The organism is Microcystis sp. M109S1, assembly GCF_020247025.1.
Classification (GTDB): Bacteria; Cyanobacteriota; Cyanobacteriia; order Cyanobacteriales; family Microcystaceae; genus Microcystis.
Map to the genome: position 1 here is coordinate 1 of NZ_JADBRW010000464.1, position 14,457 is coordinate 14,457.

At 42.3% G+C, this 14,457-nt stretch carries 9 protein-coding genes; 7 read left to right on the top strand and 2 right to left on the bottom strand.

Going from position 1 to position 14,457, the window contains the following annotated elements; genetic code table 11:
* Nucleotides 1-198: 198 nt before the first annotated feature.
* Nucleotides 199-3,525, top strand: a complete 3,327-nt coding sequence (locus IM322_RS22770) for an AAA-like domain-containing protein (protein WP_287676219.1) — start codon at nucleotides 199-201, stop codon at nucleotides 3,523-3,525.
* Nucleotides 3,526-3,618: 93 nt separating this feature from the next.
* On the opposite strand, the gene IM322_RS22775 is transcribed toward IM322_RS22770, so the two are convergent.
* Nucleotides 3,619-4,449, bottom strand: a complete 831-nt coding sequence (locus IM322_RS22775) for a Ycf66 family protein (protein ID WP_287676218.1) — start codon at nucleotides 4,447-4,449, stop codon at nucleotides 3,619-3,621.
* 165 nt (nucleotides 4,450-4,614) lie between these two features.
* Between IM322_RS22775 and IM322_RS22780 the strand changes: the two genes are divergently transcribed.
* From IM322_RS22780 to IM322_RS22790, 3 genes are all read left to right on the top strand, one after another.
* Entirely contained in the window at nucleotides 4,615-4,803 is a 189-nt protein-coding gene (locus tag IM322_RS22780) for a WD40 repeat domain-containing protein (protein WP_287676217.1), read from the top strand.
* 35 nt (nucleotides 4,804-4,838) lie between these two features.
* The gene (holA, locus tag IM322_RS22785; protein WP_287676216.1) at nucleotides 4,839-5,822 is read left to right on the top strand and encodes a DNA polymerase III subunit delta; all 984 of its coding nucleotides are present in this window, start codon (nucleotides 4,839-4,841) and stop codon (nucleotides 5,820-5,822) included.
* A 63-nt stretch (nucleotides 5,823-5,885) separates the two neighbouring features.
* On the top strand, nucleotides 5,886-7,541 hold the full coding sequence (locus IM322_RS22790) for a CHAT domain-containing protein (protein ID WP_287676215.1): 1,656 nt from the start codon (nucleotides 5,886-5,888) through the stop codon (nucleotides 7,539-7,541).
* 173 nt (nucleotides 7,542-7,714) lie between these two features.
* On the opposite strand, the gene corA is transcribed toward IM322_RS22790, so the two are convergent.
* Nucleotides 7,715-8,872 carry a magnesium/cobalt transporter CorA gene (corA, locus tag IM322_RS22795; RefSeq protein WP_287676213.1) on the bottom strand — a complete coding sequence of 386 codons (1,158 nt, stop codon included), beginning with the start codon at nucleotides 8,870-8,872 and terminating at the stop codon, nucleotides 7,715-7,717.
* Between the two features lie 192 nt (nucleotides 8,873-9,064).
* Between corA and pdxA the strand changes: the two genes are divergently transcribed.
* The 3 genes from pdxA (at nucleotide 9,065) to IM322_RS22810 (ending at nucleotide 14,207) form a co-directional block, all read left to right on the top strand.
* Complete coding sequence (gene pdxA / locus IM322_RS22800; RefSeq protein WP_286824048.1) at nucleotides 9,065-10,093, top strand: 4-hydroxythreonine-4-phosphate dehydrogenase PdxA; 1,029 nt, start codon at nucleotides 9,065-9,067, stop codon at nucleotides 10,091-10,093.
* Between the two features lie 24 nt (nucleotides 10,094-10,117).
* Entirely contained in the window at nucleotides 10,118-11,482 is a 1,365-nt protein-coding gene (locus IM322_RS22805; protein WP_287676211.1) for an NAD-dependent succinate-semialdehyde dehydrogenase, read from the top strand.
* A gap of 64 nt (nucleotides 11,483-11,546) precedes the next feature.
* The gene (locus IM322_RS22810) at nucleotides 11,547-14,207 is read left to right on the top strand and encodes a helicase-related protein (protein ID WP_287676210.1); all 2,661 of its coding nucleotides are present in this window, start codon (nucleotides 11,547-11,549) and stop codon (nucleotides 14,205-14,207) included.
* Nucleotides 14,208-14,457 lie beyond the last annotated feature (250 nt).

Here is a 14,457-nt window from a genome sequence, read left to right on the forward strand (position 1 = left end):
CCCGAAATGGGTTGGTGACACTAGCCTTTGTCCAACGGTCAGTTCGCGTGTCACGACTACACATCTGATTTTCCGCTTACCAATCAGTTTAACACAAAGCCGTCCTAAAAGGACGGGGTTTTAACCCAAATTTTCGATAAATCACAATTGTCTATTTTATTTGCGTTGGTGACATTGAAATAATTTTGTTTAAGAATAATGAATTATCAATATCGTGTTGGGGGTAGTCTTGCCTATAACCATCCTACCTATATCGAGAGAAATGCCGATCGAGAACTGTTAACGGCGTTAAAAAACGGTCAATTTTGCTACGTTTTTAACTGTCGTCAGATGGGTAAATCCAGTTTAAGGGTACGAGTGACTCATATTTTACAGCAATCGGGCATGGATTGTGCGGCGGTAGATATAACCAGTCTTGGTAGTAATGATAATTTATCCCAATGGTATAACGGGGTGATTACCCGTTTGTTTTTAGGATTTAATCTGACGGGAAAAATTAATCTTAAATCCTGGTTGCGCGAGCGAGAGGATTTACCTCCCGTGCAGCGTTTGGGACAATTTATCGAGGAAATTTTATTAGTTTATTGTCGGGGAGAGAAAATATATATTTTTATCGACGAGATCGATAAAATTCTCAGTTTACAGTTTTCTCTAGATGACTTTTTTTCCCTGATTCGTTATTGTTATAACCAAAGAGCGGAAAATGCCCAGTATGAAAGAATTACTTTCGCTTTATTCGGTGTTGCTACCCCAGCAGATTTAATTCGCGAAAAGACCCAAACATCTTTTAATATCGGCCAGGCGATCGAATTAACAGGATTTAATCTTCCAGAAATTGCTCCTCTAGCCGCGGGATTATCCGGTCAAAGTAATTATCAACCCGACTGGTTAGAAAAAGTTATTTTTTGGACGGGAGGACAGCCATTTTTAACCCAGAAAATCTGTCAGCTATTGCTGGAAAGTAATTTAGATATTGAGACGCTGATCAAAGAGAGAATTATTAATAATTGGGAATCTCATGATGAACCAGTTCATCTGCGAACTATTGCCGATCGCTTGTTAAGAAATCAAGACAAAGCGGGTCGTTTGTTAGGCATCTATCAACAAATTTTAGAAAAAGGTGCAATCCTGTGCGATGATAGTCCAGAACAAGGGGAATTAAGGTTATCGGGGTTAGTGGTAAAAAAGGATAATCAATTAGTAGTTTATAATCCTATTTATCGAGAAATATTTAATCTCAATTGGGTGGAAAAACAATTAGAGCAATTGCGTCCCTACTCAGAAGCGATTGCCGCTTGGCAACAGTCTAATTATACCGATGAATCGCGGCTTTTACGCGGAAAAGCTTTAAATAATGCCCTCGATTGGTCTCAGGGGAAAAGCTTAAGTAATCTTGATTATCAGTTTTTAACTGCTAGTCAAAATCTCGATAAAAGAGAGGCAGAAATTAGCCTAGAAACTCAGAAGCAAGCTAATAAAATTTTAGCAATTGCTCACCAAAAAGCCACCAAGAGAATTAAAATTGGCTCAGTAATTTTAATTGCTTCTCTTTTGGGTTCTCTCTTAGCTTTTGTTCAGGTAAAACAAGGGTGGCAGCAAGTAGAAACCGCTCAAATAGGTATTAAATTACAGCGCCAGGGTGATAGTTATTGGCAACAATTTCAATTTGAACAACTAGAATCTTTAATTGCGGCCATGCAAGCAGTAAATAGTTTAAAAAATATCGTTACTGATGACCAAACCCTAGGTAAATATCCTGCTACCAGTCCCATTATTACCCTACAACAAATTTTAGATCGCATTCAAGAAAAAAACCAACTGCAAGGACACCGGGGAACTATTTATAGTGTTAGTATTAGTCCTGATCGTCAAAAAATTGCCACTGCTTCTCAAGATGGGACGGTAAAAATTTGGAATAAAAAAGGTGAGAATATTCAAACTTTGACAGGTCATCGAGGAGCAGTTTATAGTGTTAGTTTTAGTCCCGATGGTCAAAAAATTGCGACCGCTTCCGAAGATAAAACCGCCAAAATTTGGAACTTGCAAGGGCAAATTTTAGTCACCTATCCTGACCATCAAGAATCAGTTTATAGTGTTAGTTTTAGTCCCGATGGTCAAAAAATTGTCACCACTTCCAGGGATAAAACCGCTAGATTATGGAATTTATCAGGTCAAACTTTACAGGTATTTAAGGGACATAAAAGATCGATAGATGCAGCTAGTTTTAGTCCCGATGGTCAAAAAATTGCCACCGCTTCCCGGGATGGTACGATTAAAATCTGGGATTTATCAGGTAAAATTATCTTGAGTTTAGGTAAAGAAAATATTGAGGCTTTTTATAGTGTTAATTTTAGTCCCGACGGTCAAAAAATTGCTGGGGCAGCGGCCGATAAAACTGCTAAAATTTGGGATTTACAGGGAAATTTAATAGCTACTTTCCAGGGACATCAAGATTTTGTCAACAGTGTGAATTTTAGTCCTGATGGCCAGTTTTTAATTACTGCATCTAGTGACGGTAGTGCTAAAATTTGGGGAATGCAAGGGGAAGAAATAACTACTCTCAGAGGACATCAAGAATCAGTTTTTACTGCTGTATTTAGTCAAGATGGAAAACAGGTGGTAACTGGATCGAGTGATGAAACGGCTAAAATTTGGCAACTGAACAATTTAAATCAAGCTAGGACTGATAATACCAGTGTTAGCATTAATTTCCAGGGCAATATTATCGCTATTGCTAATAAAGATGGTCAAATTACTTTACTCGATTCCCAGGGGAAAAAACTTAGAGAATTTGCCACAAAAATGCGCTCAATCTATAGTATAGCTTTTCATCCCGATAGTAATCAGATAGCGATTACAGGAAGAAATGGAAAAGTACAAATCTGGAGTCAAAAAGGAACAATGCTTCAAGAATTTACTGCTAGTCAAGTACCGATTTATAGTCTTGCTTTTAATGGAGAGGGAACAGCAATAATCACGGGAACAAGCGAGGGAAAAGTTCAATACTGGCATTTAAGTAATTATCGGCCTCAATTAATTAATTCCTGGACAGCCGATGATAATATTATCTATGATTTGGTGTTTTCTCCCGATCACCAAAAAATTGCTACGGCTGCTCGAGGAAAGATTAAAATTTGGGATTTACAGGGCAATCTTTTCGAGGAGATTAAAACCGATTCTTTTCCCGTTTATGGAGTTAGTTTTAGTCCCGATGGTGAAAAAATCGCCGCTATTTCAAGGGATGGTACAGCTAGACGCTGGGACATGGACGGAAATTTGCGCTCGGAGTTTAAAATAGAAGAAGATATCGTCTATGGGATCACTTTTAGTCCTGATAGTCAAGAGATTGTGATTATTGCTAGGGATGGTCAAAAGCATCGATGGCCCTTAGAAACGGAATATAATTATTTACAAAAATTGCTCGATCGAGGTTGTCTTTGGTTAGAAGATTATCTCAGGAATCGTCCCGAAAAACGAGAAGCTCTATCCCTGTGTACTGGGAAAATAAAACCATTCACATTTTAAACTTGGTTTGACTGGGTGGGGGCAAAGTTTAAATTAATTGGTTAATTTCTTGGGTAATTATTGCCTAACCCACCCGCTAAATAATCTTAAATTTTAATCCGATGAGGGGGGATTTTCTGCGCTTGGCGATCGAGTTTCTGGGGGAGTATCTTCTCCGATAGTTTCTTCTGGGGGCAAATCTTCCTCGGTAGCTTCAATAATCACCGTTTCGCTAACAGCAATAGTTTCGACTTCAACATTTGCGACAGGTTCAGTCGGGGGAATTTCTGGGGGATTTTCGGAAGAGTTGATCTCTTCTTTTGCCAAATCAAAATCATCGAAATCATCGAAATCATCGAAAGTTTCCCCATCATCAATAATTTCTGCGGCTTTTTCCCCAATTTCTGTCACTGATTCTGTAATAGTTTCCCCGATAGCCGCCGCTTTTTCTATAATGGGGTCCACCGTTTCTTGAGCTTTTTCCTCAATTTCTGTCACTGATTCTGTAATAGTTTCCCCGATAGCCGCCGCTTTTTCTATAACGGGGTCTACCGTTTCTTTAACCGTTTCTTTAACTTTTGCCGCTACTTTCTCAGCTTTAGCTTTAGTTTTAGGGGATTGAGAGGGAGTAACTTTCCCCAGACGATTGCCTAACCAACCGACAATAGTAAATAATTTAACCGGTTTGTCGGGATAAAAAAGTGCTTGTCTGAGTTTGAGAGTTTGCCAAGCGAAAGCAATAAATAAAATGGCTGCGGCAACTTGTCCCAGGAGGATAGCACCTGTAATCCTTCCCGCGCACAACCAGAGGACAAGGGCATAGAATAATCCTACCGCACTCCAGAGAAAATCATCTTGACGGTGGCGATCAGGGGCGATAAAAGCGGTGGTGAGGAGGTACAGACTACTCAATCCCACAACGACCGCTAGGATATAGGGCAACATTTGCGATTCTCCTTTGACATTTCCTTTTTTATTGTGCGTTATTTGGGGTCGATCGAGTCTATTTTTTGATTAATTTTCAAAATTATCGAGTCAGATCGTCTTTAACTGTGTTGATGAATAGCCATAGTTAATATTAGGAAATTCTTGGTTTATCCTCTGCTGCTTGTGCTGATCACATTAAACAAGCTTTCAGACCAAACGATTAAGTTTTGGTCTTTAACAAGCAAAGAGGAATTAAGAACCCTTGATCAACCCACAGACAAACTGTTATCTTTAGTAATTAGTGCCGATGGTAAATATTTAATTATTGGTATTGCTGACAAAACTGTAAAAATTTGGGAAAATGGGCAATAGTAACAACTCAAGATAACTGCTATAAGTAGAAACTTATGCCGACAATATTTTATTGGGGAGAAGATGAATTTGCTATTAACCAAGCGGTGAAAAATCTGCAAGCAAAACTTCTCGATCCCAATTGGATACAGTTTAATTATGATAAAATTAATGGCGATCGCAATGAAGCAATTATCGAGGCCCTCAATCAAGCGATGACTCCAGTTTTCGGCATGGGAAATCGTTTAGTTTGGTTAGCTGATACGGTTATTTGTCAACAATGTTCCGAGGATATTTTCCAGGAATTACAGCGCACTTTGCCCAATTTACCCGAAAATTCCTATCTGTTATTAACCAGTGCCAAAAAACCCGACTCCCGCTTAAAATCGAGCAAGTTTATCCAAAATCAGGCGGAGGTTAAAGAATTTGAACTAATTCCGCCTTGGAAAGTCGAGGAAATTGCCCAAAGAGTTAGGGAAATTGCCAAAGAAGTGGGAGTAAAATTAACTCCCGATGCGATCGAACTCTTAGCTGAAGCGGTGGGAAATAACAGCCGCTTGCTGTGGATGGAGTTAGAAAAACTGCGTTTATTTAAAAATAATTCGGCGGGAACTATTGACAAAAAGGACATTTTAAGCTTAGTCAATGCCAGCAATCAAAGCAGCTTACAGTTAGCCAGTGCTATTTTAAAACGGGAGACAGGCAAGGCCCTAGAATTAGTCAATGAATTATTAAATCGCAACGAGAACCCCCTGGGTATCACCGCCACCCTAGTGGGTCAATTTCGCACTTGGGCAATAGTGAAATTAAAAATTGAAGAAGGAGAAAAAGACGACAAAAATATCGCCGCCGCCGCCGAAATTGCCAATCCCAAGCGACTGTATTTCATTCGCAAAGAGATACAATCCTTTTCTTCTAAGCAACTTCTGGCCACCTTGCCCATACTTCTCGAATTAGAATATCGTCTCAAGCGGGGTGCAGAACCTTTGGCAACTTTGCAAACAAAAATTATCGAACTTTGTTGTTTATTGGTGACTTAATACCCTTCCTTACCTTTCAGAAATCCTCTAGAATAAGATTCTATAGACTTCTAAATAACCACAATGACCGATGATGCCATCCCTAGTCTAAATTTAGCCATCTCTAGTTTAGCCACGAGTAATAATTTCGCCCGTTGGGTGACGAAAGCACCCCTACCGGGGGGATATGTGCATCATGACTGTGAATGGACCGAGAGTCTAACCACGGAATGGATGGCATGGCAGGAAATGTTCTGTCTGCAAAAAATGCCGACCTTACCGATGTTAGAGCAATTAGAAGCAAATTCTCGACCTAAACTGACTCTTTCGGGAGAAGGCGGCAGTTATGGCGGTCAATTAATGCAGAAACTAGGTATTAGTCTCTGGCAATGGTTATTTCAAGCATCAATTAGTCAAAGTTTCGCCCAAAGTCAGGGAATCGCCCTCGGCAAAAATCAGCCCCTGCGAATTCGCTTGGAATGTCGCAATCCCCATTTAATTCTGCTGCCCTGGGAAATTATGCAGCAAGCAGGTAAACAGGCCATATCTCTGCATCCGAATATACTCTTTAGCCGCACCACCAGCGATGTGGACCCACTGCCACCGATAAAACCAAGTAATAGTCTCAATATTCTCTTAGTTATCGGCGAAAAACAGATTAAAACCGCCGCTAGTTCCCTCAACCTCACCGCCATTAATACGGGTGGAGAAACTAATTCCGACCAGGCACTGGAATCCGAGGCCGCCAATCTCATCCAGGCTATCTCCCCTGGGGGCAGTAGTTCCCTCCAGAATTGGGGAGTGAAAGTCAAAGTCGATACCTTAATTCGACCGCAGGCCGAAGAACTGACCAGGGCCTTGGATACGGGTAAATATCAAGCTTTTTTCTACGCCGGTCACGGAATGGCCGCCCCCAATGGCGGTTCCCTATTTCTGCGGCCGGGGGAACAGCTAAACGGGACGGAGTTAGCCCAAGCTTTGGTGAGAAATCAGGTTATTTTAACGGTTTTTAATGCCTGTTGGGGTGCTTATCCCGCTAAATCAGGTCAGGAGATGATCCCCCGCAGCAGTCTGGCGGAAGTCTTGATTCACCATGGCGTTCCCGCAGTTTTGGCCATGCGAGATGCGATCGCTGATCGAGAGGCCTTGAGTTTTATCGAAGTTTTTACCCGCACCCTCTTCGGGTTCAAAGACAAAGAAGCGCAGATGTCCAAGTTGTTTCCCGGTTCGAGAGTCCCTATTGATCAGGCCGTTCGTATCGCCAGGCAGCAGTTATTAACCCTCTACAAGTACAATCAACCCGCTTGGACTTTGCCGATTCTCTATATGCACCCGGAATTCGACGGGCAATTGCTGCAAACCCTTGATGAGACTCAATCACCGACGGTTATGCCCAATGTCTCCGGAACCATGCCCGCCGCTTTCTTGTACTATCTCGATCGTCCCGAAAGAAAATGGTCAATCCGTGGTGGTGGCATGAATATAGGACGGGACATGGAAAATGATCTACAGATTACTGAAAAATGGGTTAGTAAAAACCATTGTCGGATAATTTGCCGTAAAAAACCCGATTATCCAGACTATCAATACTTTCTCGAAGATTTCTCCCGTTTTGGTACTTTTATCTACCAAGATGGCCACTGGAAACAGGTACATAACCAAGAAGTTCCCCTAGAGTCCGGTTTACAGATTCGCTTCGGCAGTTACCAAGGCCAAATCCTCGCATTTGTGGTCGAATAATTAGGGTTGGCTGAAAAAGTTTGTCGTCGGGTGTGGGAAGTATTTTCAGTGAACAGTGAACAGTAAACAGTAATCAGTGAACTGAAAACTCGCATCTGATCACTGATCACTGATTCAAGGCTGTCTCCCCAAAAGGAAAACTTCCTATCTCACTATTAAGATAACTGCTTTATCTAACTTTTTGCTTCCTCTTTAAGGGAATAAATTGGTTTAAACCAACCTTTGCGCCAGAAGTAGAAAATCAAGCCTCCCGCTACGGCTAACATGACTAACCAGACCATGAAATAACTCCATTCTCCTTTTAATTCTGGCATATTCTCGAAGTTCATGCCATAGACACCAACGATAAAAGTTAAGGGAATAAAAATCGTCGAAATTACGGTTAAAAACTTCATAATTTCGTTTAATTTATTGCCCATAGTGGACATATAAACATCCATCAAACTCGCCGCTAATTCTCGATAAGCTTCGATAATTTCCAGAATTTGAATGACGTGGTCGTAGGAATCCCGAAAATAAATTTGTACTTCATCGCTGACTATACCATGATGGTCACGCATGAGTAGATGTAGGACATTTCGCATCGGCCAAATTAAGCGACGCAGTGCCAATAATTCCCGACGGACATCATAGATTTCCTGCATTGTATCTCGATCGGGATTACTAATAATCGCATCTTCCAACGCTTCAATCCGATCTTCGTAGTGTTCTACCACGGGAAAATAACCATCGATAATCGTATCTAATAATAAATAGGTTAAATAATCCGCCCCCGATTTCCGTACTCGTCCCTGGGAAGTGCGAATTCGATCTCTCACTATCTCAAAACAGTCCTGTAATTCCTCCTCTTGAAAACTTAAAAGATAGCGTTTTCCCAAGACAAAACTCACCTGTTCCGTATCAAAACCGCTTTCATCTTCTTTCAGTCGCACCATCTGAGAAATCACTAACAATTGATTGTTATAGTCCTCTAACTTCGGTCGCTGCGGCACATTAACCACATCTTCTAATAACAAAGGATGCAGATTAAAAATTTCTCCCACCTGTTTTAAAACCGTCTCACTACCTAACCCTTGAATATCCATCCAAGACACGGTATTTGTGCCAATATAGGGGGCGCAAGCATTGGGGGTAATATCCATCTTGCGAATGGCGTTATCTTCATCGTAGTCGATTAAAATAATCCGCGAGGGTTTGGCATCCGGTTCAATAATTAATGTCCCCGGTTCACTCCCCGGTTCATCATAAAAATAATCGAAGTAGTCTTCTTCCTCGTCTCCATCGGTATCGGGACGATTGTTGACGAATATATCGGGTTGTAGTTGGGTCATAAGCTTACAACAATCTGGCTAATTTGGGCAATAAGAAAACAGAAAAGTTAAAAAAATTTAATTTGCCTAAAGTTACTATCTATCGCCATGAGATTACAGTAAACTGAAAATTGTTTACTGATTTATTCCCTCCTGATAATTGTCAACGATGAGATTAATCGGGAGAATTAGCAATATTGACGGCCAAAATTTATGGAATCCGCCTATTTTATTCCCCGTCTAGTTATCCCCGTCGGTGATCCCGCCGGAATCGGCCCTGAAGTGGTGTTAAAAGCGATCGCCGATTCCTCAATCTCGTCCAGTTGTCAGATTACTCTAATCGGCACCAGAACGCTTCTCGAAAAAGCCTATCACGATCCCCATCTCCTCGATCGCTTTTCTCTGATCGATTTGCCCTACAACCGGTCAAAAATCGTTTTCGGGCGTGGGGATGCCCATAGTGGTGAAATTAGCTTTCTTTACCTGCAAGAAGCCATAAAACGCACCCTCAAGGGCGAATTTGACGGTATTGTCACCGGTCCGATCGCTAAATCCTCTTGGCAGTTGGCCGGTTATGATTTCCCCGGTCAAACGGAGGTTTTGGCTACCATGGCGGGAATTAACCGTTATGGGATGCTATTCGTCGCTAAATCCCCTCACACCGGCTACGACTTACGGACTCTCCTCGCCACTACCCACATCCCCCTGCGAGAAGTTCCCGATGCCCTGAACCCCGATCTGATGACCCGAAAACTAGATCTATTGATCGAGTCTTTAAAGCTAGATTTCGGCATCGATCGCCCAAAAATCGCCATATCCGGCCTTAATCCCCACAGTGGCGAAGCGGGAAAGCTGGGAAGGGAAGAAAAGGACTGGTTACAGCCTTGGTTGGAGTCAATGGGGCAGCAATACCCGCAAACCCAATTAATCGGCCTTGTCCCCCCCGATACGCTTTGGGTGGAACCGGGGCGCGCTTGGTTTAGCGGTGCAGGGCAACCCGCCGACGCATATCTGGCATTATACCACGATCAGGGCTTAATTCCCGTGAAATTAATGGCTTTTGACTGTGCTGTTAATACTACCATCGGTTTACCTTTTGTTCGCACCTCTCCAGACCACGGGACGGCTTTTGATATCGCTGGTCTTGGTATCGCTAGGGCCCAGAGTATGCAAGCGGCAATCCAATTAGCGATCGAATTATGTCAGCAGCGGGACAACCGGAGAACTAAACTAGAGATATAGCCCTCGATAGGAGACAATTGGGATATGGGTATCGCTTCAGTCAACCCTGCCACCGGAGAAATTCTCAAGACTTTTAACCCTCTAACCTCGGAGGAATTGGCGGCGAAATTGGCCCTAGCTGACGCGACTTTTCAGCAGTATCGCCGCACCCCCATCAGTGAACGGGGACAGTGGTTACGGCAAGCGGCAGATATTTTGGAACGGGATCAGGTGACATTGGCTAAAACCATGACTTTAGAGATGGGGAAACCAATCAAATCAGCGATCGCAGAAGTCCTCAAATGTGCCTTGGTTTGTCGTTTTTATGCCGATCATGCCGCTGGTTATCTGGAAGATGTGCTGATTGCCACCGATGCTAGTCGCAGTTTTGTCCGTTATCAACCGTTAGGGGTAATTTTAGCGGTTATGCCCTGGAATTTCCCTTTATGGCAAGTATTTCGCTTTGCTGCCCCCGCTTTAATGGCGGGAAATGTCGGCCTACTCAAACACGCTTCTAATGTCCCCCAATCAGCTTTAGCGGTGGAAAGAATTTTATTAGAAGCCGGTTTTCCCGAAGGCGCTTTTCAAACTCTTTTGATCGGGGCCGATCGCGTTAGTGATTTAATTAACGATGAACGGGTAAAAGCCGCCACTTTAACCGGTAGTGAACCGGCGGGGATGAGTTTAGCAGCCGCCGCGGGAAAACAGATCAAAAAGGTGGTTTTGGAGTTGGGAGGTAGTGATCCTTTTATCGTTTTAGATACTGCCGATATCGAGGCGGCAGCGGCTACGGCAGTGACGGCGCGATTGTTAAATAATGGTCAGACTTGTATCGCCGCTAAACGGTTTATTGTTATGGAAACTGTCGCCGCTCAATTTGAACAGTTATTAGTGGCTAAATTCCAAGCTTTGAGAGTGGGTGATCCCCTCGATGAAACTGTTGATATCGGTCCTTTGGCCACGGTATCGATCGTCTCGGAAATTGCCGCTCAAGTGGAAAAAACTGTCGCTATGGGTGGTAAAGTCCTTGTGGGAGGTCAACGTTTAGAGGGAAAAGGTAACTTTTATCTACCAACGATTTTAACCGATATTCCTGCTGGTTCTCCGGGGGAAAAAGAGGAATTTTTTGGACCGGTGGCTTTACTATTTCGAGTCAAAAATATCGAGGAAGCGATCGCTTTAGCTAATGATAGTCCCTTTGGTTTAGGTTCTAGCGCTTGGACGAATAACCCCGAAGAAATTGAGCGTTTAATTACCGAAATTGAGGCCGGTTGTGTGTTTATTAACGGTATGGTTAAATCCGATCCTCGCTTACCCTTTGGGGGTATTAAACGTTCTGGTTTTGGACGGGAATTAAGTGTCGAAGGTATTCGCGAATTTGTTAATGTTAAAACTGTTTGGATTAAGTAAATAAATTCAGTTATCAGTAGGGTGGGTTACAACGCGTAACCCACCACCATAACCAATTAAAAATATGCCGCGCATTTTTGATAATATTGAGTCCCATTTATTGCCAATTTTACAGGAAAGTTTATTAGCAGCCCAACGCGCTGATTTTTGCGTGGGTTATTTTAATTTGCGCGGTTGGCAGTCCATAGACACCTATATTGATCACTTTCTCGGTGGTGATTTGTCCTGTTGTCGTCTCCTGATTGGTATGCAGAAAGCACCCCAGGAATTACTACAGCAATCCCTGTCTTTATTGCATAGATCAAATGGTATAGATAAGGCAACTTCCGCTCGTTTAAAAAAACAAATTGTTCAGGATTTTTGCCAGCAATTAACTTGGGGGAATCCTAGCAACCGCGATCAGGCAGCTTTGCAACGTTTGGGTCAACAAATTCAAGCGGGTAAGCTAGTAATTCGCCTATTTTTGCGCTATAATCTCCATGCTAAATTATACCTTATTCATCGAGATGATGTCAATAATCCAACGGTGGGATTTTTAGGTAGCAGTAATCTAACTTTTGCGGGATTACAACAGCAGGGAGAATTAAATATTGATGTCCTTGACCACGATGCTTGTGCCAAATTACAAAAGTGGTTTAATGATCGTTGGTCAGATACTTGGTCTTTAGATATTTCTGCGGATATTGTCGAGGTGATTAACCAAAGTTGGGCGCGAGAAAGTCTGATTTCTCCCTATCATATCTATTTAAAAATAGCTTACCATCTTTCCTTTGAAGCCAGGGCAAGTTTAGCAGAATACAAAATTCCACGACAGTTTGACCAAGACTTACTAGATTTTCAGAAATCGGCCATTAAAATTGCCGCTCGTTATGTGCAGAGACGCGGTGGGGTCTTAATTGGCGACGTGGTGGGGTTAGGAAAAACGCGCATCGCTTCCATTCTAGCATATATTTTGCAAGAAGACTACGATTTAGAAATCTTAATTATTTGTCCGAAAAACCTCCTAACTATGTGGGAGGATTACAGCCATAAATATAAATTAAGAGCGAAAATTATCCCCTTAAGTCAGGTGATGCAGGAATTACCCAATCTGCGGCGCTATCGGGTAGTAATTATCGATGAAAGTCATAACCTGCGTAATCGGGAGGGTAAACGTTATCGGGTGATACAGGAGTACATTAACACCAATGAAAGTCGCTGTATTCTCTTGACTGCGACTCCCTACAATAAAAACTATCTTGACCTGTCCAATCAACTGCGTTTATTCATTCAAGAGGATACTAATCTCGGAATTCGTCCCGAAAGACTACTGGAATCTCTGGGAGGAGAAATCGAATTTAATCGCAGACACCAATCTCCGGTTAGGTCCCTAGCTGCCTTTGAAAAAAGTGACTCTCCCGACGACTGGAGAGACTTAATGCGTCTCTATATGATTAGACGGACTCGCGGTTTTATCAAAAATAATTATGCTACAGAAGACGAACAGGGTCGCAAGTATCTAAAATTTGCCGATGGGTCGAGGGTATATCTTCCCCAACGACAACTAAAGACGATAACGTTTGACCTACAAGACTCGGTTTATGCGCGTTTATATTCGGAAGCAGTGGTGATAACTCTTAACGGATTGAAGTTACCCCGTTACGGATTGGGAAATTATCTGATTAAAGGATGTAAAGGGACAGGAGAGGAGGAAACTATCTTAAAAAGTCTATCCCGCGCGGGTAAAAGATTAATGGGATTTTGTCGGACGAATCTATTTAAACGTTTGGAGAGTGGGGGGTATGCTTTCCTACAATCCCTTGACCGTCATATTCTCCGTAACTATATTTTCCTTCATGCCATGGCCAATAATTTACCCCTTCCCATCGGGAGTCAGGATCTAGCTTTGTTAGACACTCGTTATCTGGATGAGGATTTAGTCACTCATGGAGAAGAAGACAGTATAGAAACCGAGGACACTGGGGGGATAACCGGGTTAGAAAAAGAGTATCAAAAAAGAGCCGAACAAGTGTATCAAAAGTATGTCAGTGATTATCGCAAGCGCTTTCAGTGGATTAAAACCGAGGTCTTTAAACCCGCATTGAAAAAAGACTTACAATCCGATGCCTTGGCTTTAATAGCATTATTGCAGACCTGTGGGACTTGGCAGCCAAAGACCGACGAAAAACTAGAGAAGTTATGGCAGCTGTTACAGGAAAATCATCCCCAAGAGAAGGTGTTAATTTTTAGTCAATTTGCAGACACGGTGACTTATTTAGTTACTCAGTTGCGAAATCGGGGAGTGGATAAGATTGCGGGAGTGACGGGAAACTCTCCTAATCCTGCGGAAATTGTCCATCGTTTTAGTCCCCGCAGCAATTCTCAGCAAGTGGAGGAAGAAATACGAGTCCTAGTCGCGACGGATATCCTCAGTGAAGGGTTAAATTTACAGGATTGTGCCATTATCGTTAATTATGACTTGCCCTGGGCAATTATTCGCCTCATTCAACGGGCCGGAAGGGTAGATAGAATCGGTCAAAAAGCAAGTCAGGTTCTCTGTTATTCCTTTTTACCTGCGGAGGGAGTGGAGAGAATTATTAAACTACGGACGAGACTATCTCAAAGACTGCGAGAGAATGCGGAAGTGGTGGGGACCGATGAGATATTTTTTGAGGAGGAAATGGATAACCAGACTTTATTAGATCTGTATCATGAAAAATCTGAGGTTATCGAAAATTTGGGTTAAAACCCCGTCGTTTTACGACGGCTTTTCTTGATCTTTAATAGAGCATCTGAGAACTTCCAGCGTTGCACCTATCAGTTATCAGTTATCAGTTATCAGTTATCAGTGGGTAAGTCATCAGTTATCAGATGTGAGTTTTTAAGTTAATTAGTTAGTTATCTTTATAGCAGTTTTCATCAGAATGAGGTATGGGCAAGGGGCTTAAACCCTTTGTTGGCAAAACTTGTTGATACCTCAGTAAAGTGAAAAGCGC